Raw genomic sequence first — 19867 nt, 5'->3', positions numbered from 1 at the left:
CTGGCTAACGACTGTAGATACCATAATACAACTTGTCTTTTTTCAATTGGACAAACTGCAGCTGCTGGTCTTTTAGTTTTTTCTCTTTCATCCAGCGCTTCCGGACAGCATAGATTTCCCAATAGTTTTCAGAAAGGAATTTCCTTTGATTCTCGATTACTTCAAAAAAGTACTGAGAGACAGGTTTCGTATGGATCAGTTCAAACAGTCTCAGTTGTTCAACATCAGATAATTCGGCAAGATCTCTTGAATAAAGAACTTCTTCATAGAGATTTTTCTGCTGCTCGAGAGTAAATGTTTGCGGGATTTTGCCAGGCCGAATGATTTGGACAAGACGATTATAAAATCGATTCATTTCCTCGCTATTGGCAATAAACAAGCTTTTATAATAAGCAGATTGGATCTTTTTCAAGACACCTTCTGGATTCATAATCGAAAATAACGCTGGCCAAGCTTGCACACGAACTTCTTGACCTTGTTTGACTTGCAGTCCAGGGACAAATCCGTGAGAAGTAATAAAAACAAAATATCCTACTCCTGTTTTTTCATCTAAGGACTGGAATTCATCAAATAACCACGCGCCTGAGTAAATTTCTTCATCAGCTATGAATAATTTGGCTAATTCATTTTCAAGATACTCGATATCTTGACTTTTTTCTTTAGGTAATTGCTGGTCTAATAATCGAAAGACTTCTTCCTTGATCATCCGTTTATCTTCACGAGTAAAATCCATAGCCGCACCTTCCTTTCATAGTATTAACTATAACGGAAAATGCAGAAAAAAGGTATTGGTTAGTGAAAAATACTGTGCTTTTTTGTACGAGCAAAGCTTACTTCTTTTTCTTTTATTGAGAAAGACCTGCACTGATTTTTTCAAGGTTCCATTTCATCATATCATGATAATTGTCGCCCTCGGTTCCTTCTTCAGCCAGCGAATCCGTAAAGATTTTGTCATAGATTGGTACACCTGTTTCATTAGAGACACGTTCAAGACTTCTTTTGTCTACGCTCGTTTCTAAAAACAAGGCTGGAATAGCTGATTCTTTGACTCTATTGATCACATTTTTCATCTGCTCTGGTGTTCCTTGACTCTCGGTGTTGATTTCCCAGATATATGCACTGTCGATGCCGTAAGCTTCCGCAAAATATTTAAATGCACCTTCACTTGTAACGAGCAATTTTTTGTCTTCTGGGATGGCTTGTATTTTTTCTTTTCCAGCTTGGTCAAGCGCTCTTAATTTTTCGATATAATCGTCAGTATTCTTTTGATAACTTTCTTTATTTTCAGGATCTTTTTCACTGACTATCCGATTGATTTCTTCTACATATTTGATACCGTTCGAAAGATCAAGCCACGCATGCGGATCGGGATTATCTGTTTGTCCGTTTGCTGTTAGATAAATGGGTTCGATGACATTGCCCAAAAAGAAATAATCATTGTTTTCTTCTTTTTTCGCTGTCTCCATCAATTGTTCAAACCAGCCGTTTCCTGTCTCCAAATTTAACCCATTTGCTAGAATGATATCTGCATCACTTGCTTTTCTGATATCTTCCGGCAAAACCTCATATTCATGCGGATCAACCCCTCTTGGTACGATACTATGGATTTCTGCCAAGTCACCGGTCACATTTTCTGCCATGTCAGCAAGAATCGAATTTGCTGCAGTGATCTGCAGCTTTTCTGTTTTCTCTTCTGCTTCTTGACCACTTTGGCTTCCATTACCGCAACCTGCTAAAAGAAAAACGGCTGTCAGGAACAGAGCAGCTATCTTTAAATTTTTCATCTTTGGATCCCTCCTTTATTTTTTCCAAACAAGACGCCTTTGACAGGTGAAAAAAGAAATGCCAGCAAGAAAAATCCTGAAGAAGTCAGAACGATTGCCGCACCTGAAGGCAAGTTGTAACTGTAACTGAAAAAGACACCGATCACTGCACTTGCCATACCGAAAAAGGCAGATAAAAACAGCATCGTCGAAAAGCGGTTCGTCAGCTGATAAGCTGTAGCGGCTGGCGTAATCAGCATCGCAATAACAAGGATCGTTCCTACTGTCTGCAAACTGACCACTGCTACAAGGGTCAAGAAAAACATCAGCATATAATGGATCACTGTCGTATTCAGTCCATAAGCTTTTGCAGCCACTGGGTCAAACGAGCTTATTTTCAATTCTTTGTAAAACAATCCAATAAAAAAGAGAATAATCAAGCTAATAATAGCTGTCATCCAAAGTTCACTCGTCCGGACAGCTAAGACATTCCCAAAAAGGATATGGTAAAGATTCGTTGTACTTTGCGCAAAAGAAATCAATAAGATCCCTAATGCAAAAAATGAACTAAAAACGATCCCGATTGCTGTATCGTTTTTCAACTGTGATTTCTGGGTAACGAAGCCAATCACGACAGACGTTAATATCCCAAAAAACGTCGCACCGATCATATAACTGAACCCAAACATATAAGAGATTGCTACTCCTGGAAGCACGGCATGGGAAATCGCATCCCCCATCAGCGACATCCCTCTCAGAACGACAAATGAACTCACGACGCCGCAAATCAGACCAATCAATATTGACGTAAGCAATGCGTATTGTAAAAATTGATACTGGAAGATTCCTTCTAAAAAATCCTGGATCATTTCTGTTCCCCGCTTTCTGTTCCAAAATAATCAAACATCATCCCATATGCCTGATTCAAATTTTTCAAAGTAAAGGTTTCTGGTACTGATCCGTAAGCCACAACACCTTTATTCAATAAGATCACATCATCAAAGTAATCAGCCACTTTATGCAGATCATGATGGACGATCACGATTGATTTGCCTTCTTCTTTTAATTCTTTCAGCAAATCAAAGATCAGCTTTTCGCTAACTGCATCGATTCCTGCAAAAGGTTCATCCAAGAATAGCCATTGTGCTTCCTGCACCAATGCGCGAGCAATAAGTACACGCTGCAGCTGGCCGCCAGATAATTCACCTATCTGGCGTTTTGCATAGTCTTCCATCCCTACTTTTTCCAAAGCCTGTTTTGCCCGTTCTTTTTCTTGTTTTCTTGGTCGGCGTCCGATTTTTAATGATGGATAAGTTCCCATCAGTACGACTCCGAAGACATCGATTGGAAAAGAAGTATCCAATTTGGTGCGCTGCTCGATATAAGCAATCTCTTTTTGATAGGTTCGAAGGGTCTTTCCGTCAAGTGTTATCTTTCCATCATTTTTAGGAACAAGTCCTAACAACGCTTTCATAAAAGTGGATTTTCCTGCGCCGTTTGGTCCGATGATCCCCGTTAATTTATGAGGCGCGATTTCGACAGAAAGCTGTTCAAATACTGGCTGTTTATGATAAGAAACAGTTAGATTTTCTACATTTATTTTTTGATTTCTCATTTCTTTCCCTCTTTTTAGGTTTGCCTAATTTTTTATTTAATTATAGTTTAACTAATTTCAAAAAATTTCGCAAGTCGCTTTCGGATAAAACGATGAAAAAGAGGAACATTACGTTGTTTTCTCTTTTTTTCACCAAAACATAACAAACTTATGAAAATTCAGAACAAAAAAAGACCTGCCATTTAAAATGACAAGTCTTTTCATTGGTTTATTCATTTAGTTCAAGCGCAAAACATCGCCAGGATTCAGGAAGAAGTTGTCCATCGTCATTCCGTTCAATTCTAACAGACGATCAACAGATACACCCGTACGTTCTGCAATCTGATTTGGCCCTTCGCCTTCATAAACGACGGTTGTCGAACCACTTGCTTGAGAAGTATTTTGATCATAAGTATGATTGCTTTCTGATGTTTCAGTTGTTTCTGCCATCTCTGTGGTCTCTGCGCTAGTTGTTTCTGCTGTTTCTGTGGTTTCTTCAGTTGTCTCCTGCGTTTCTTCACTCGTCGGCTGAGTTTCTGCTTGGAATGTCGCACGTGATTGAAGTAATACATCGGAGATCCGCGCTACTTGTTCCGTATATTTTTCAGAAAGCTGGCTGGTCCAACTTCCTAAATCGACCGTTTCTAAACTTCCTGCATTATGATAAAGCTCCTGCATTTTCTGGATACCTTCATTCGCTACTGCGTGAAGAGCATTGGCTTTTTGGTTGGCAATCGTGGATAAGCCCGCTAAGCCATTTTGATTCTCTTGAATCTCTGCATGGTATTCATCAATCAGCTCTGGCGTTTTTTGAGTGATTTTTTCGCTATAGGTAGTCAAGATCGACTGCAAATCTTGGTTGACTGTTTCCTTTGTCGGTTCTTTTTCTTCGGTCGTTGAAGATTCTGTTGTTTTCTCTGTGGTTTCCGTTGTTGCTGTCGTCTGTACCGTCTCCTGAACAGTTGTTTCTTTCGTTGCTTGGGCAGCTGTATCTTCTCGTCCATAAAGATAGTAGGCACCTGCTCCGCCAGCTATCAGCAAAACAACTGCTGCCGGCACACCAACCATGATCATACGTTTTCTCATTTTTTCTTTTTGCTGGCGTCTTCGTGTCGTTCGGACATTCTGGTCGCGTTCATCATAGTTCAAGTTCTCACCCCCGATAATTCCTAGAAATAAACGATTTTATCTCTTTCTTTTATTTTAACAAAGAAAGCGGCTCCTGAAAATTCTAATCTGTTTATTTAAGTCGTTAATTTTACCAATCGCTGGGATTCCATACCCGTCCGTCGATTTCTCCTTGTAATAATTCGATTCGCTGATGCATTTCTTTTACTAAATTTTTCATCTCACTTAATAACGCAAGATTTTTATAGTCCGTTTCTTGTGCTTCTAAAGCTTCTATCTGTTGAAGCAGCCATTCTTTATTCATCCTTCTTCTCCTTTGACTTCTTTTAACAGAAAATCCAGTTCTTCGATTTGCTCTTTTCCTTCTTCCAATCCCATAAGCAGATAATCAATCATCTGTTCATTTTTTGAACTGCGTTTTTGATTGTTTAATTGTTCTTTAAACCATTCGATTCGATTCAACAGGCTTTTTTTTCCTGAAAGTGTGATATATTGCTGATAGTTTACGAGTTTTTTATATCTTTCTTCCTTGGTCAAATACATAAATTGCGCAAGAACGAATGGCTCTAGGTAAGTCATCTTGAATTTCCCGGCAATTCGCTGAAAAGGACGCAAAAATTCCGATATCGTATATTCTTCTTTTCCGCCTGCTTGGTATTCTTTTTCTGCTACGCCTGTTGTCAAAACGATTCCTAACTCTTTTCCTTCCAAGGCGTTCCCTGCACGTGAGAGAACCGTGTCTTGCCATAATTTTAGATGAGCAGGCGAACTATACCAGTAAAAAGGAAATTGAAAAATAATTCTCTGATGTTCTGAAAGTAAAGCTAATTCTTTTTCTGAATCAATTGCATAGTCTGGATAAATAGATTCTAAATGATGCCAAGTCACAGGAAGATCTGCTGAAGCTTCCTTGAAAAATTGCTGATTCAATGATGTATCGATTGCAGGATGGCTGACAATAAGTAAAGTTTTCATATTTTCTCCTTCTTTATAAGAGATTTCTCCATTAGTGTAGCATATCTGTTTGACGAACCATTTTCGTCTTGCTCACAAAAAGAAAAAAGACCACAAACTGTGATCTTTCAAATAGTATTATTTTTTCTCCAATGCTTCATGTAGGAAAGCAAATACTGGGAAAATGATCCATGAAATCGCCCAACCATGGAAGATAAAGCTCCAAAGCAAGTAGATAACAATTGTGAGCGGCCAAAAATAGTTATCTAAAAGTTGTTGTAAAGGTGTCATTTCTTTATTTCTTTCGCTTCTGGCACGTGGTCCAAGGTTATCTTCATCAGCAATAAAGATTCGGCCGTCTGCCAAACGAGTATAACTGCTTTGGACCATTCCACCGTATATCAAAAAGAAAACGCCAAATCCAATAGTCAAAAACATCCACAGCAAGCCGGCAGCAAAGGAACTGTACCAGCTGACAATGAAAAGCAATGCAATGGAAGCAATACACAAAATAACGCCGCTGACGATACAAATAATAAAAGAAAGCCGAAATTCCATTTTTGATTTTGCTGCCAGTTTGCTTGCGCTGTAAGAAATTGGCCGATCATCCATCTTTTTGTTGATCGTTGTCAAGGAGAAGCCTGAAATAATAAAAAAACCTACAGCGACAGCTATAAAAATAAGCATAGCGGGAACGCCGATCAATATACCTTCAAGGTGAGTCAAAGCAACTAATGAAGCGATACTCAACAGCGATAAGACGACACCGGTACCAATCCCAATTGCCGATTTTTGAAAAACTTTGAAGTAATCTTCTGCTTCTTCTTCCAAGATTTCTTTTCCTTCAAATACTGTTTTTTCTGTTTCATAATTTGGGAAGTCCAATTCTTCTACTATTTCATCCATTGATCCAAATTCCTTGATCGTGATACCGATGGCTTCGTTCTCTTCTTTTCCTTCTTGGATCAATTCTTCATAACGATCTTCCATATTCGCCAATAAATCATTTTTCAATTGCTCTTTTTCATGACTTTCAGGGATGCCCAAAAACAAACTTTCAATATATTCTTTGATTGCGTCCATGATTTTTTCCTCCTAAATAAATCGATCTACGACTTGTTTTGTTGTTTCCCAATCGGCTCGCTTTTCTTCGAGATAAGCAAGCCCAGATGAAGTGATCCGGTAATAGGTTCGTTTCTTTCCATGTGTGATGATTCCTGGAAAAGACTCGATATACCCATTTTTTTCTAAACGGGCGAAAGCCGAATATAATGTTGTTTCTTTGATCAGATATGTTTCATCGGTGACTGTCCGGATTTCTTTAGATACAGCATAGCCATAGGATTCCCCTTTGCTCAAAATAGATAAGATGATTGCGTCATTATAGCCTCGAATCCCATCACTAGAAATCATACTTCCGCCTCCTGCTTTTTACTACGTCTATCATAGTAATTATAGTAGCATAATTACTACGATAGGTAAAGTAATTATTTGGATTTTCTCATGACAAAACTGTCACTGGATTGTTCGTCAAAAAAAAGGCAGGTATTCGATAAACAAGTTACACTAGTATATACAGATGAAAGGAGTTAATTTATGAACAAATTGAGACAAGGTTTAACAAGTTTTGATATCAAATTTTTAGGTATTATTCTTATGGTATTGGACCATATCGCACAATTTTTCTATTTTGCACATATCCCTATTTGGTTCCATTGGTTAGGCAGGATCGTTGCACCGATTTTTCTATTTACCAGTTCAGAGGGTTTTATTTATACTCGAGACCGAAAAAAATATATGTTCCGTTTACTAGCGGGTTTCTGGGCGATGGGTATAGGAAATCTGCTTTTCAATCATTATTTTACTACCGGTGATACTGTTATTATGAACAACATTTTTGGGACGATTTTTATGGGTGTCTTATATATGCAAGCCATCGAATGGATCAAAGGCGGTCTTAAAGGTGGAAAAACACTGCTTCGCGGCATTCTTTTAGCTCTGCTCCCAATTCTGACATCTGTTGTCATGGGTTATCTTATGACCTTGGATTTATCTTCACCAATAAACAGTTATCTTATGATAGGATTCATGACATTTGTTCCTACACTTATTTCTGTCGAAGGCGGATTTCTACTTGTCGTGTTAGCTGTATTATTCTATGTATTCCATGGAAAAAAATGGGCACAAGTCTTATCGCTTATTGCAATGAGTATTCTTACGCTGATATTATCTCCAGTCGATATCTTCTTAGTCAATTATCAATGGATGATGTTCCTCGCAGCAATTCCATTGGTTCTGTACAATGGACAAAAAGGCCGCGGGATGCGCAATTTCTTCTACTTTTTTTACCCAGCCCACATTTATCTATTGGCATTCATTGCTTACTTTATCCAAAAATAAAGCTATTTTTTATTGATAGAATAAACAAAAACCCCAAACAAAACATTCAAGTGTTTTGTTTGGGGTTGATTTTTGTATCTTTTTACGCCTGATTATTTTGAAGCGCGTTTGATATATGAACCTTCTGCTGTATTGATTTCTAGCAATTCATCTACTTCAACAAAGTCAGGAACATTGACTACTAAACCTGTTTCCATTGTTGCAGGTTTACCAGAACCAGTTACTGTTGCTCCTTTGATAGAAGGTTGTGTTTCTACGACACGCAAGACAACAGTTGTTGGTAATTGAACACCGATTACTTCGTCACCGAAGAATTGGATTTTCACTTCCATGTTTTCCAAGATATATTTCATATCTTCTTCAACAGTTTCTACTGGGATTTCGTATTGTTCATATGTTTCCAAATCCATAAAGAATGCTGTATCATCCATTGTATATAAATATTGAACAGGTTTTGTATCGATATGCGCTTTTTCAAATTTTTCTTCTGGGCGGAATGTTGTATCATAAGTCGCACCAGAACGAACGTCTTTCAATTTCATACGCATAACCGTATTTCCTTTACCTGGTTTGTGGTGGCTTGCGTCTAAAACTTTGATCAACTTTCCGTCTTGTACAAATGTCATACCAGCTCTTAAATCACTTGCTGTAATCATATTAGTCGTCTCCTTTTTCTTGTAATCATCCTTCTTATTATAGCAAACAACTGCATATAAAACTAGTCAAGTTTCGATATTCATCTTCTTGTTCTTTTAGGTAAAGGAATTTCAAAAGTCTTTGCTGATTGCTACAACTTCCAACAAATAAGTGTTAAAATCAAAGTTGAACCGATTGATCTGCTCCTTGAGTGAGATCAATACATTTACAGATAGGGGTAATCGTAATGAAAATGAATGTTGAAAGTTTCAATCTAGATCACACAAAAGTCAAAGCACCGTACATCCGTGTCGCAGACCGCAAAACAGGCGCAAATGGCGATTTGATCATTAAATATGATGTCCGTTTCAAACAACCAAATAAAGAACACATGGATATGCCAAGTTTACATTCTCTTGAACATTTAACTGCTGAATTGATCCGCAACCATGCAGATTATATCGTTGACTGGTCACCTATGGGCTGCCAAACAGGGTTTTATTTGACTGTTTTGAACCATGACAATTATGATGAAGTTCTTGATGTCGTTGAAAAAACGATGAAAGATGTTTTGAAAGCAACAGAAGTTCCAGCAAGCAATGAAACACAATGCGGCTGGGCAGCAAGCCATACACTTGAAGGCGCCCAAGAATTAGCGAAAGAATTTTTGGCAAAACGCGACGAATGGTCTGAAGTCTACGCATAATTTCCGAAAAAGAGACAGTGATCCACGTATCACCGTCTCTTTTATTTATCTATTTCAAAAAAATGGAGGGATTACTATGACAATCTATGACTATAATGCTGTTTTAGAAGATGGAACAAGCTATTCACTCGAAAAATACCGAGGAAAACCTGTAATCATCGTCAACACAGCAACAAAATGCGGGCTAGCTCCACAATTTGAAGAACTTGAAGAACTCTATAAAAAATACCAAGCACAAGGATTAGTTATTCTTGGTTTTCCATCGAATCAGTTCAAACAAGAAGTATCTTCAGCAGAAGAAGCTGCTGAAGCTTGCCGGACTACTTATGGCGTTACATTCCCTATGCATCAGATCATTAAAGTAAATGGTGATGAAGAAGATCCGCTTTTTACTTATTTGAAAGAAAACACTTCTGGCACACTTAACAAAAAAATCAAATGGAATTTCACAAAATTCTTAATCAATAAAGATGGTGAAGTCATTGAACGATTTGCTCCCCAAACCTCTCCCATGAAGATGGAAGAATCTATAAAAGAAATACTCTAACCTAAATCTGCAACAATTAAACTTCTGCTAAAAAATCTTTTACTAAAGAACTTTTTAGCAGCTATTTTTTACACATTTACACAAAAAAAAGGACATCGATTTCTCGATGTCCACCGTCAACTTAAGCATGGCGACGTCCTACTCTCACAAGGGGCAACCCCTCACTACAATCGGCGCTAAGAAGCTTAACTTCTGTGTTCGGCATGGTTACAGGTGTATCCTTCTTGCTATCGCCACCACACTAGTGGTTGTCTATATGAATGAGTTCCCTCACTCAAAACTGGATTTGAAGTAAAAACTCTCATCGAGTTTTTCATTTTGGTTAAGTCCTCGATCGATTAGTATCAGTCCGCTCCATACATCACTGTACTTCCACTCCTGACCTATCTACCTGATCATCTCTCAGGGATCTTACTTTCTTAAAGAAATGGGAAATCTCATCTTGAGGTGGGCTTCACACTTAGATGCTTTCAGCGTTTATCCCTTCCCTACATAGCTACCCAGCAATGCCCTTGGCAGAACAACTGGTACACCAGCGGTAAGTCCATCCCGGTCCTCTCGTACTAAGGACAGCTCCTCTCAAATTTCCAACGCCCGCGACGGATAGGGACCGAACTGTCTCACGACGTTCTGAACCCAGCTCGCGTGCCGCTTTAATGGGCGAACAGCCCAACCCTTGGGACCGACTACAGCCCCAGGATGCGACGAGCCGACATCGAGGTGCCAAACCTCCCCGTCGATGTGGACTCTTGGGGGAGATAAGCCTGTTATCCCCAGGGTAGCTTTTATCCGTTGAGCGATGGCCCTTCCATGCGGAACCACCGGATCACTAAGCCCGACTTTCGTCCCTGCTCGACTTGTTGGTCTCGCAGTCAAGCTCCCTTCTGCCTTTACACTCTTCGAATGATTTCCAACCATTCTGAGGGAACCTTTGGGCGCCTCCGTTACCTTTTAGGAGGCGACCGCCCCAGTCAAACTGCCCATCTGACACTGTCTCCCACCACGATCAGTGGTGCGGGTTAGAGTGGCCATAACGCAAGGGTAGTATCCCACCAGCGCCTCCATCGAAACTAGCGTTCCGATTTCTACGGCTCCTACCTATCCTGTACATGCGGTACAGACACTCAATATCAAACTACAGTAAAGCTCCATGGGGTCTTTCCGTCCTGTCGCGGGTAACCTGCATCTTCACAGGTACTAAAATTTCACCGAGTCTCTCGTTGAGACAGTGCCCAAATCGTTACGCCTTTCGTGCGGGTCGGAACTTACCCGACAAGGAATTTCGCTACCTTAGGACCGTTATAGTTACGGCCGCCGTTTACTGGGGCTTCAATTCGTACCTTCGCATACGCTAAGCACTCCTCTTAACCTTCCAGCACCGGGCAGGCGTCAGCCCCTATACTTCATCTTACGATTTTGCAGAGACCTGTGTTTTTGATAAACAGTCGCTTGGGCCTATTCACTGCGGCTGATCGAAGATCAGCACCCCTTCTCCCGAAGTTACGGGGTCATTTTGCCGAGTTCCTTAACGAGAGTTCTCTCGCTCACCTTAGGATTCTCTCCTCGACTACCTGTGTCGGTTTGCGGTACGGGCCGTTGTTTTCTCACTAGAAGCTTTTCTCGGCAGTGTGACATCAGGAACTTCGGTACTATTATTTCCCTCCCCATCACAGCTTGTCCTTAGAAAAAGAAGCATTTGACTCCTCTTAAGACTTGCTGCTTGGACAGACATTTCCGATCGTCTGCATTCCTTAGCCTCCTGCGTCCCTCCATTGCTCAAACAAAAACAACGGGTACAGGAATATCAACCTGTTGTCCATCGCCTACGCCTGTCGGCCTCGGCTTAGGTCCCGACTAACCCTGGGCGGACGAGCCTTCCCCAGGAAACCTTAGTCATTCGGTGGACAGGATTCTCACCTGTCTTTCGCTACTCATACCGGCATTCTCACTTCTAAGCGCTCCAGCAGTCCTCACGATCTGCCTTCAACGCCCTTAGAACGCTCTCCTACCATGATACCTAAAGGTATCATCCACAGCTTCGGTAATATGTTTAGCCCCGGTACATTTTCGGCGCAGGGTCACTCGACTAGTGAGCTATTACGCACTCTTTAAATGGTGGCTGCTTCTAAGCCAACATCCTAGTTGTCTGTGCAACCCCACATCCTTTTCCACTTAACATATATTTTGGGACCTTAGCTGGTGGTCTGGGCTGTTTCCCTTTCGACTATGGATCTTATCACTCACAGTCTGACTCCCGGATATAAATGAATGGCATTCGGAGTTTATCTGAATTCGGTAACCCGAGATGGGCCCCTAGTCCAAACAGTGCTCTACCTCCATCATTCTTTCTTCCGAGGCTAGCCCTAAAGCTATTTCGGAGAGAACCAGCTATCTCCAAGTTCGTTTGGAATTTCTCCGCTACCCACACCTCATCCCCGCACTTTTCAACGTACGTGGGTTCGGTCCTCCAGTGCGTTTTACCGCACCTTCAACCTGGACATGGGTAGATCACATGGTTTCGGGTCTACGACTACATACTCAATCGCCCTATTCAGACTCGCTTTCGCTGCGGCTCCGTCTCTTCAACTTAACCTCGCATGCAATCGTAACTCGCCGGTTCATTCTACAAAAGGCACGCCATCACCCATTAACGGGCTTTGACTTGTTGTAGGCACACGGTTTCAGGTTCTATTTCACTCCCCTTCCGGGGTGCTTTTCACCTTTCCCTCACGGTACTGGTTCACTATCGGTCACTAGGGAGTATTTAGCCTTGGGAGATGGTCCTCCCGGATTCCGACGGAATTCCTCGTGTTCCGCCGTACTCAGGATCCTCCTAGGTGCTTTCCAAATTTTGTCTACGGGGCTTTCACCCTCTTTGACTGACTTTTCCAAGTCATTCGACTATCTGAAAAAACTACCATATCGGAGTCCTACAACCCCAGCAAGCAAGCTTGCTGGTTTGGGCTTTTCCCGTTTCGCTCGCCGCTACTCAGGGAATCGAATTTTCTTTCTCTTCCTGCAGGTACTTAGATGTTTCAGTTCTCTGCGTCTACCTCGAATGCGCTATGTATTCACGCAAACGTAACATCCTATAAAAGATGTTGGGTTCCCCCATTCGGAAATCTCTGGATCAAAGCTTACGTACAGCTCCCCAAAGCATATCGGTGTTAGTCCCGTCCTTCATCGGCTCCTAGTGCCAAGGCATCCACCGTGCGCCCTTATTCACTTAACCTTAATCAACCTTGCGGTTGGGTTTTGATCGTTACTTCTAGCGATAGAAGACGGATCAAGAAAATAAGCAATTGAACTTATTAAAAAACTCATTCAACGCGGTGTTCTCGGTTTTGTTACAATTTTTACTTCAATATCCAGTTTTCAATGAGCAAACGTTTGAGAGTAAACCTCTCAAAACTGAACAAAGTATCGACGAATGTGTAGTCTCCGTAATATTCCTTAGAAAGGAGGTGATCCAGCCGCACCTTCCGATACGGCTACCTTGTTACGACTTCACCCCAATCATCTATCCCACCTTAGGCGGCTGGCTCCAAAAGGTTACCTCACCGACTTCGGGTGTTACAAACTCTCGTGGTGTGACGGGCGGTGTGTACAAGGCCCGGGAACGTATTCACCGCGGCGTGCTGATCCGCGATTACTAGCGATTCCGGCTTCATGTAGGCGAGTTGCAGCCTACAATCCGAACTGAGAGAAGCTTTAAGAGATTCGCTTAGCCTTGCGACTTCGCAACTCGTTGTACTTCCCATTGTAGCACGTGTGTAGCCCAGGTCATAAGGGGCATGATGATTTGACGTCATCCCCACCTTCCTCCGGTTTGTCACCGGCAGTCTTGCTAGAGTGCCCAACTAAATGATGGCAACTAACAATAAGGGTTGCGCTCGTTGCGGGACTTAACCCAACATCTCACGACACGAGCTGACGACAACCATGCACCACCTGTCACTTTGCCCCCGAAGGGGAAGCTCTATCTCTAGAGTGGTCAAAGGATGTCAAGACCTGGTAAGGTTCTTCGCGTTGCTTCGAATTAAACCACATGCTCCACCGCTTGTGCGGGCCCCCGTCAATTCCTTTGAGTTTCAACCTTGCGGTCGTACTCCCCAGGCGGAGTGCTTAATGCGTTAGCTGCAGCACTGAAGGGCGGAAACCCTCCAACACTTAGCACTCATCGTTTACGGCGTGGACTACCAGGGTATCTAATCCTGTTTGCTCCCCACGCTTTCGAGCCTCAGCGTCAGTTACAGACCAGAGAGCCGCCTTCGCCACTGGTGTTCCTCCATATATCTACGCATTTCACCGCTACACATGGAATTCCACTCTCCTCTTCTGCACTCAAGTCTCCCAGTTTCCAATGACCCTCCCCGGTTGAGCCGGGGGCTTTCACATCAGACTTAAGAAACCGCCTGCGCTCGCTTTACGCCCAATAAATCCGGACAACGCTTGCCACCTACGTATTACCGCGGCTGCTGGCACGTAGTTAGCCGTGGCTTTCTGGTTAGATACCGTCAAGGGATGAACAGTTACTCTCATCCTTGTTCTTCTCTAACAACAGAGTTTTACGATCCGAAAACCTTCTTCACTCACGCGGCGTTGCTCGGTCAGACTTTCGTCCATTGCCGAAGATTCCCTACTGCTGCCTCCCGTAGGAGTCTGGGCCGTGTCTCAGTCCCAGTGTGGCCGATCACCCTCTCAGGTCGGCTATGCATCGTTGCCTTGGTGAGCCGTTACCTCACCAACTAGCTAATGCACCGCGGGTCCATCCATCAGCGACACCCGAAAGCGCCTTTCAAATCGGAAACATGCGTTTCTGATTGTTATACGGTATTAGCACCTGTTTCCAAGTGTTATCCCCTTCTGATGGGCAGGTTACCCACGTGTTACTCACCCGTTCGCCACTCTTTTTCTTTCGGTGAAGCAAGCTTCGGTGAAAGAAAAAGCGTACGACTTGCATGTATTAGGCACGCCGCCAGCGTTCGTCCTGAGCCAGGATCAAACTCTCATAAAAAGTTTGAAACAACCTTGCGATTGTTAAGCTCAAAAATTGTTTGCTAGCATATTGCTTGCTTTTAAAAATGTTTGTTGTTCTTGATCGAATCAAGAACGCCCTACACATTTGGTTCGTCTTACTTTGTTCAGTTTTCAAAGGTCTACTTGAATTGCCGTAGCAACTTTTATATCTTAGCAAACATCGGAGTCGATGTCAACACTTTTTTCAAAAAGTTTTTTCGCTTGTTTCGCGAAGTGCTTTTAGCAACTCATTAATCATAACCGTTTCGTTGTTATTTGTCAACAAGTTTTTTGAAGTTTTTTCAATCTTCTCAACTTGTCTTTCAAAACCAATTAAAATCACCGTGTTATAATAACGAGATTTATTTTAAAATTAGTGGTCGAAACGACAAGAAAAAATATACCATGCCGTTTTTATTCTGTCAACGAAAACTTCAAATTTTTTTAATATTCTTTTTTAGCCATTGGTATATGTCTTGAAAAACCTCTTGTTTATTTATTTCGTTCAGCAGTTCATGCCTTGCATCTTCGTATAATCTTACTTCTACCGGGTTCCCCGTTTCACTGCTCAAACGCTTCGCTAATTTCCGGACCCCTTTTGCTTGATTTCCTACTGGATCAGCCATTCCAGAAATCACTAGCAGCGGCAGTCCTTCTTGAATATTGCGTAATTGTTTTTTCTCACTTCCCATACGGATTGCTTTGAAAAGATCATTATAGGCAGCTGTTGTAAAGATAAATTGCGTCCGTTTATCTTGCAGGTATTTTGCTACTTCTGTTTTATCTCTGGTCAGCCAATCTTTTGTTGTGTCGGCAGGTTCAAACTTTTTGTTGTATCCCCCAAAGGCTAAGTTATCGATAAATTGCGAACGATGTTTTTTCCCATATAATAAACCAATAACCGAAGAAAGCATTTCTGCTGCACGCATTTCTAAAGCAGCATGCCAGCCGCTCCCCATCAAGATTGCCCCATCCAAAGAAGTCGGATATTTTCCTAAATAACTTTTCAAAAGGAACGATCCCATACTGTGCCCCAAGATAAAGTAAGGCAAATGGCTGTATTCTTCCTGAAATCTTTGATTGACGAATGAAATATCTTCTAATAGAAGATTGATTCCTTTTTCATTTGAAAAATGGCCATAATCTTCCGGGGTTCTGATAGACTCTCCATGTCCTAAATGATCGTGTGCTGCAACAACGATACCTTTACTAGTCAAGAAATCAGCAAATCCTGCATACCTTTCACTAAACTCGGCCATTCCATGAACAAGTTGAACGACAGCGATTGGTTCCTTTTCCGGCCGCCAAACAGTAAGACCGATTTTCGTTTTTTGATCTGCTGATAGAAAACTTTCTTTCTGCATTTCGTTTTCCTCCAATCCTGCTTAACTTACTTTTTAGAGCATACATGATATCAAGGCGTCTCGCAAAATATATAAAATGATTATTGAAGAAAAAAATAAAAAAGCCGAAGAAAAATCAACTTGCTGATTGATTCCCTTCAACTTTCCTATGTGTTCTATTCATTTACTTAAAAAATGATATTTTCTTTGATAATATCAAGATTCTTGATCCAAATATGTCTGTTTTTGACCTCGATTGCTCCTAGTTCTTTCAATTGCTGCATCATTCTATTAACAGAACTAGCGGAAGCTATCCCGCAGAAACGAGCGATTTCCTCATTTGTTACTACAAAATCAATCAAGATGCCTTTTCCTTCTACCACAACACCGAACATATCATAAAGTTCATATAATTGGGTACAAACCGCCCCGAATTTCCCATTCATCAGCATCTGTTGCATTTTTTTCATCGAACGAAGCAAACGGATCCGATAATAATCTTTGACATAATTTTGCAATTCAAGATTACTATTGATGTGCCGCCAGAACTCTACACGGTTGATTTTATACAGCTCTGCTTCATCCGATTCGACACGGATATTGAATGGTGCGTCAATAAACTGCGAGTATTCATCTTTCAATAAAGAGACGATTTCCAGACCATTGATATATTCAATATTGAATTCCCGCCCATCTTTCGAAATGACGCTTGTTTTGATAACCCCTTTTTTCAGAACATAAACGTACTTATCTTGCAATCCCTCGTAAATCAAATACTTTTTCTTTTTCTTTATCACGACCGGAAATGAATGCTCGTCAATATACTTCCTCAAGATCCTGCTATCCACTTTTTGGCGCACTCCTTTTCACTACCAACTTTATTCTTATTGTACATCAAATCAATTGCAATATTAAGATACACTACTCCTGATTTCTGAAAATTTACAAAAAACATTAACATATGTTGTTGTTTTTTCTGTTTTTTATTTGTCATTTACGAAAAAGCATAACAAAACCGAATTTTTTTCTAAAAAGAGACTGCTATAGTTGCTCTTGTAAAACAAAAAAGAAAGAGGTTGTTACTATGAAAAAATGGACTGATTTGTTATTAGAGAGACTTGATACTGCTTACCGCGCTCGCTTCGATCGTGATGCTGCACTTATTTTCCTAAATGATGCATATCAAGAATATTTACTGTTGCGTACGAGTCAAGAAACATTGAATCTTCAAGAAGAAAAAATCGTTGAAGAATTCATGGAAATTCGCGATTTGTTTATCTATCAATTAGTCGATCGCTATCCTTCTAATTACAGCGACGTTGAGAAAAAAATCAATCAATTGAAAGAATTATGTGCCGGCACATCTGAAAACACAGCAGATGAATTTTCTTTACACTTGCATCCTGCTTTTTAACATACAATCGAATATCAATTAAACTATTGGAGTGAACAATCCGTAATGGAAGAGAAATTATTTAATAAAGGATTTATAAGTATCACTGTTATCAATTTTATCGTCTATCTTGTTTATTATCTTTTGATGGTTATCATTGCTGTTATTGCACAAGATCACCTCGGCGCTACGACTGGTCAAGCTGGCCTTGCATCAGGTATCTATATCATAGGTACGCTGCTTGCTCGTTTGTATATCGGTAAGAAAATCGAATTATACGGTCGAAAAGCAGTTTTGCGTTACGGCGCTCTTTTCTATTTGATAACTACTGCAGCATATCTGTACATGCCGACGATCACGATTCTTTATCTGATTCGTTTCTTAAACGGATTTGGTTACGGCGCTGTATCCACGGCAACCAATGCCATCGTGACCGCTTATATCCCTAAATCAAAAAATGGTGAAGGAATCAATTATTACGGATTGAGCACTAGTTTAGCAGCAGCTATCGGACCTTTCATTGGAATGATTTTGCTAAATACAACAAACTTCTACTTCATTATCGTATTTTCGACAGTTCTGATTTTGCTGACGACAATCGCATGTTTCTTCATGCCGATAAAAAATATCGTACTAACATCAGAACATCGCGAAAACTTGAAAAAATGGACCTTAGACAGTTTTATCGAATACAAAGTACTGTTCATCGCATTGATTGCCTTTTTGATTGGTTTGGCTTATTCAAGTGTTCTTGCCTTCCTTTCTTCTTATGCACAAGTGATCCATTTAGTAACAGCAAGTTCATTTTTCTTCGTTGTTTATGCTACGGTGATCACTCTTACTCGTCCGCTTTCTGGTCGTATCTTTGACAACAAGGGTGAAAATTACGTGATGTATCCCAGCTATTTCTTTTTGACTATCGGCTTGATCGTATTAAGTTTCGTGACATCTAGCTGGATGCTGTTACTTTCTGGTGCATTAATCGGACTTGGTTATGGTACCTTTATGTCGAATGGACAAGCAATCTGTTTGAAAAAAGTAATAGGACCACGTATAAGTATTGCTTTATCCACTTATTTTATTGGTTTAGACTTAGGCTTAGGTGTAGGACCTTACATTATGGGTGAATTACGCAATCTGTTATCCTTCTCAGGTTTATATCAATTCTGTGCAGTGATCCCTGTATTATGCGCTGTGCTGTATGCTTTATTTTATAAAAAAAGTCCTAAAAACAAAGACACACTTACTGAACCAGAAACAATCACTGAATAATCACTAAAAAAACAAGAAGTGAATTCCGGCATAAATCTATGCTGCACAATTCATTTCTTGTTTTTTATTTATTTATTCTGTTCATTCATAACGATTTTTGAAAGCAATCGTTCATCATACCCAACAAACAATACCTCATCGATGATAATAATCGGTCGTCTTAAAGCTTTAGAATGTTCGCTGCATAATTTTACGATCTGTTTTTTGTCTAAACAAGAGAGATTTTCTTCAAGTTCTTGCGGGAAAGCTTCGGACCATGTTGCAAACATCTGCTCCGGCACGGCTTCTTTAAAACTGCACAACTCTTCTGCTTCTTCTTGGCTTAAACTAGTTCTGTCAAGATCAATAAAATCATACGGCAAATGATTCGTTTCCAGCCACACTTTTGCTTTCAAACAAGTGATGCAGTTAGCAGCTCCATAGATTTTTACTTTCACTTTTCTCCCTTCTCTCCTCCTTGACTCTTTTTAAAAGACCGCGTTTTGCATATAAATCAAGTTTCTTGCCACACAGCGAACATCACGAGGAACAAACGACCGTATTTCGTCTTCATTGAATCCAATCAGCACACGACGATCATCAATCAAGATCGGACGTCTTAGAAGAGACGGATATTCTGTAAACAAAACAATCATTTGTGTCAATGATAATTCATTAAAGTCTAAGTCAAGTTTTTCGTAAATCTTCGACCGAGTGGAAATAATATCCTCGACTCCTCCCTCAGTTGCAGCCAAGATTGCACGAATCTCATTTTCGTTAAGAGGTTCAGCAAAAATATTCTTTTCCTCAAAGTCAAGTTGATTGGTTTGCAGCCAAGCACGTGCTTTTCGACAAGAAGTACAACTAGGTGAAGTATATAATTTTATCATTTTCTCACTCCTTTTTAATTATAATACAATATTACATGAAAATTTGATAAAAAACCAACAGAAAGGTATCAAAAAATAAAAAAATAACTTAGTAAATTTAATTACTAAGTTATTTCTTAATAGAACACATTAAAAAATCTTCTTTAAAGTTATATTTCATCATATTTATAGATTTTTTATTTTTATACATTTTATTTTTAAATAACATAAAAAATTTTAAGTTTTGTGAGCAAAAAACATAAA

The 19867-nt window shown here is 40.3% G+C and carries 19 protein-coding genes and 3 rRNA genes; 5 read left to right on the top strand and 17 right to left on the bottom strand.

Translation table 11 applies throughout. The annotated features are described in order from the left end of the window. Nucleotides 1-4: 4 nt before the first annotated feature. The 9 genes from IGI64_RS02610 to IGI64_RS02570 form a co-directional block, all read right to left on the bottom strand. Nucleotides 5-733: a hypothetical protein gene (locus IGI64_RS02610; RefSeq protein ID WP_016625858.1), complete on the bottom strand. Its 729-nt coding sequence runs from the start codon at nt 731-733 to the stop codon at nt 5-7. A 112-nt stretch (nt 734-845) separates the two neighbouring features. Further along, a complete protein-coding gene (locus IGI64_RS02605; protein WP_016625859.1) occupies nt 846-1784 on the bottom strand; it encodes a metal ABC transporter substrate-binding protein in 939 nt (312 codons plus the stop codon). Next, the gene (locus IGI64_RS02600; protein WP_429939390.1) at nt 1781-2632 is read right to left on the bottom strand and encodes a metal ABC transporter permease; all 852 of its coding nucleotides are present in this window, start codon (nt 2630-2632) and stop codon (nt 1781-1783) included. The genes IGI64_RS02605 and IGI64_RS02600 overlap by 4 nt, the downstream gene beginning before the upstream one ends. After that, the gene (locus IGI64_RS02595; RefSeq protein WP_429939389.1) at nt 2629-3378 is read right to left on the bottom strand and encodes a metal ABC transporter ATP-binding protein; all 750 of its coding nucleotides are present in this window, start codon (nt 3376-3378) and stop codon (nt 2629-2631) included. Before IGI64_RS02595 ends, IGI64_RS02600 begins: the two co-directional genes overlap by 4 nt. 216 nt (nt 3379-3594) lie before the next feature. Next, complete coding sequence (locus tag IGI64_RS02590) at nt 3595-4506, bottom strand: LysM peptidoglycan-binding domain-containing protein (RefSeq protein WP_429939388.1); 912 nt, start codon at nt 4504-4506, stop codon at nt 3595-3597. 109 nt (nt 4507-4615) lie between these two features. After that, nucleotides 4616-4789, bottom strand: coding sequence for a hypothetical protein (locus tag IGI64_RS02585; RefSeq protein ID WP_429939387.1), 174 nt, complete (start codon nt 4787-4789; stop codon nt 4616-4618). Next, nucleotides 4786-5460, bottom strand: coding sequence for an NAD(P)H-dependent oxidoreductase (locus IGI64_RS02580; RefSeq protein WP_429939386.1), 675 nt, complete (start codon nt 5458-5460; stop codon nt 4786-4788). The genes IGI64_RS02585 and IGI64_RS02580 overlap by 4 nt, the downstream gene beginning before the upstream one ends. Before the next feature lie 117 nt (nt 5461-5577). Next, the gene (locus tag IGI64_RS02575) at nt 5578-6522 is read right to left on the bottom strand and encodes a permease prefix domain 1-containing protein (protein WP_016625865.1); all 945 of its coding nucleotides are present in this window, start codon (nt 6520-6522) and stop codon (nt 5578-5580) included. 12 nt (nt 6523-6534) lie between these two features. Then, a complete protein-coding gene (locus IGI64_RS02570) occupies nt 6535-6852 on the bottom strand; it encodes a PadR family transcriptional regulator (protein WP_016625866.1) in 318 nt (105 codons plus the stop codon). Nucleotides 6853-7035: 183 nt separating this feature from the next. On the opposite strand from IGI64_RS02570, the gene IGI64_RS02565 reads away from it, so the two are divergent. After that, nucleotides 7036-7839, top strand: a complete 804-nt coding sequence (locus tag IGI64_RS02565; RefSeq protein ID WP_429939385.1) for a TraX family protein — start codon at nt 7036-7038, stop codon at nt 7837-7839. A gap of 92 nt (nt 7840-7931) precedes the next feature. Here IGI64_RS02565 and efp read toward each other — a convergent pair whose 3' ends face one another. Continuing rightward, complete coding sequence (efp, locus tag IGI64_RS02560; RefSeq protein ID WP_016625868.1) at nt 7932-8495, bottom strand: elongation factor P; 564 nt, start codon at nt 8493-8495, stop codon at nt 7932-7934. 227 nt (nt 8496-8722) lie between these two features. On the opposite strand from efp, the gene IGI64_RS02555 reads away from it, so the two are divergent. After that, nucleotides 8723-9181, top strand: coding sequence for an S-ribosylhomocysteine lyase (locus IGI64_RS02555; RefSeq protein ID WP_016625869.1), 459 nt, complete (start codon nt 8723-8725; stop codon nt 9179-9181). Between the two features lie 76 nt (nt 9182-9257). Beyond that, entirely contained in the window at nt 9258-9728 is a 471-nt protein-coding gene (locus IGI64_RS02550) for a glutathione peroxidase (RefSeq protein ID WP_016625870.1), read from the top strand. A gap of 125 nt (nt 9729-9853) precedes the next feature. On the opposite strand, the gene rrf is transcribed toward IGI64_RS02550, so the two are convergent. From rrf to IGI64_RS02525, 5 genes are all read right to left on the bottom strand, one after another. Beyond that, nucleotides 9854-9969: ribosomal RNA gene (rrf, locus tag IGI64_RS02545) — 5S ribosomal RNA — on the bottom strand. Nucleotides 9970-10046: 77 nt separating this feature from the next. Next, nucleotides 10047-12960: ribosomal RNA gene (locus IGI64_RS02540) — 23S ribosomal RNA — on the bottom strand. 225 nt (nt 12961-13185) lie between these two features. Beyond that, nucleotides 13186-14745 (bottom strand): 16S ribosomal RNA (locus IGI64_RS02535). Together the 16S, 23S and 5S rRNA genes form the textbook arrangement of a ribosomal RNA operon. 436 nt (nt 14746-15181) lie before the next feature. After that, complete coding sequence (locus IGI64_RS02530; RefSeq protein WP_429939384.1) at nt 15182-16111, bottom strand: alpha/beta hydrolase; 930 nt, start codon at nt 16109-16111, stop codon at nt 15182-15184. Between the two features lie 167 nt (nt 16112-16278). Further along, nucleotides 16279-16938 carry a Crp/Fnr family transcriptional regulator gene (locus tag IGI64_RS02525; protein WP_429939383.1) on the bottom strand — a complete coding sequence of 220 codons (660 nt, stop codon included), beginning with the start codon at nt 16936-16938 and terminating at the stop codon, nt 16279-16281. Between the two features lie 236 nt (nt 16939-17174). On the opposite strand from IGI64_RS02525, the gene IGI64_RS02520 reads away from it, so the two are divergent. Together IGI64_RS02520 and IGI64_RS02515 are read left to right on the top strand one after the other, a co-directional pair. After that, a complete protein-coding gene (locus IGI64_RS02520; protein ID WP_016624574.1) occupies nt 17175-17504 on the top strand; it encodes a hypothetical protein in 330 nt (109 codons plus the stop codon). A gap of 45 nt (nt 17505-17549) precedes the next feature. Then, a complete protein-coding gene (locus tag IGI64_RS02515; protein WP_429939382.1) occupies nt 17550-18755 on the top strand; it encodes an MFS transporter in 1206 nt (401 codons plus the stop codon). Nucleotides 18756-18823: 68 nt separating this feature from the next. Here IGI64_RS02515 and IGI64_RS02510 read toward each other — a convergent pair whose 3' ends face one another. Together IGI64_RS02510 and spx are read right to left on the bottom strand one after the other, a co-directional pair. After that, a complete protein-coding gene (locus IGI64_RS02510; protein ID WP_016624572.1) occupies nt 18824-19192 on the bottom strand; it encodes an ArsC/Spx/MgsR family protein in 369 nt (122 codons plus the stop codon). 30 nt (nt 19193-19222) lie between these two features. Further along, nucleotides 19223-19624 carry a transcriptional regulator Spx gene (gene spx, locus IGI64_RS02505; protein ID WP_429939381.1) on the bottom strand — a complete coding sequence of 134 codons (402 nt, stop codon included), beginning with the start codon at nt 19622-19624 and terminating at the stop codon, nt 19223-19225. Nucleotides 19625-19867 lie beyond the last annotated feature (243 nt).

The organism is Enterococcus sp. DIV0210g (assembly GCF_050559705.1).
Lineage (GTDB): Bacteria > Bacillota > Bacilli > Lactobacillales > Enterococcaceae > Enterococcus_B > Enterococcus_B faecalis_A.
The sequence above is the reverse complement of the archived record's forward strand: the minus strand, read 5'-3'. Positions and strand labels throughout refer to the sequence as shown.

Coding starts and splice junctions, on each gene's coding strand:
- IGI64_RS02555 (WP_016625869.1), top strand. CDS start 8,723: ATGAAAATGAATGTTGAAAGTTTCAATCTAGATCACACAAAAGTCAAA.
- IGI64_RS02605 (WP_016625859.1), bottom strand. CDS start 1,784: ATGAAAAATTTAAAGATAGCTGCTCTGTTCCTGACAGCCGTTTTTCTT.
- spx (WP_429939381.1), bottom strand. CDS start 19,624: ATGATAAAATTATATACTTCACCTAGTTGTACTTCTTGTCGAAAAGCA.
- efp (WP_016625868.1), bottom strand. CDS start 8,495: ATGATTACAGCAAGTGATTTAAGAGCTGGTATGACATTTGTACAAGAC.
- IGI64_RS02580 (WP_429939386.1), bottom strand. CDS start 5,460: ATGAAAACTTTACTTATTGTCAGCCATCCTGCAATCGATACATCATTG.
- IGI64_RS02520 (WP_016624574.1), top strand. CDS start 17,175: ATGAAAAAATGGACTGATTTGTTATTAGAGAGACTTGATACTGCTTAC.
- IGI64_RS02530 (WP_429939384.1), bottom strand. CDS start 16,111: ATGCAGAAAGAAAGTTTTCTATCAGCAGATCAAAAAACGAAAATCGGT.
- IGI64_RS02595 (WP_429939389.1), bottom strand. CDS start 3,378: ATGAGAAATCAAAAAATAAATGTAGAAAATCTAACTGTTTCTTATCAT.
- IGI64_RS02585 (WP_429939387.1), bottom strand. CDS start 4,789: ATGAATAAAGAATGGCTGCTTCAACAGATAGAAGCTTTAGAAGCACAA.
- IGI64_RS02610 (WP_016625858.1), bottom strand. CDS start 733: ATGGATTTTACTCGTGAAGATAAACGGATGATCAAGGAAGAAGTCTTT.
- IGI64_RS02565 (WP_429939385.1), top strand. CDS start 7,036: ATGAACAAATTGAGACAAGGTTTAACAAGTTTTGATATCAAATTTTTA.
- IGI64_RS02515 (WP_429939382.1), top strand. CDS start 17,550: ATGGAAGAGAAATTATTTAATAAAGGATTTATAAGTATCACTGTTATC.
- IGI64_RS02600 (WP_429939390.1), bottom strand. CDS start 2,632: ATGATCCAGGATTTTTTAGAAGGAATCTTCCAGTATCAATTTTTACAA.
- IGI64_RS02550 (WP_016625870.1), top strand. CDS start 9,258: ATGACAATCTATGACTATAATGCTGTTTTAGAAGATGGAACAAGCTAT.
- IGI64_RS02570 (WP_016625866.1), bottom strand. CDS start 6,852: ATGATTTCTAGTGATGGGATTCGAGGCTATAATGACGCAATCATCTTA.
- IGI64_RS02575 (WP_016625865.1), bottom strand. CDS start 6,522: ATGGACGCAATCAAAGAATATATTGAAAGTTTGTTTTTGGGCATCCCT.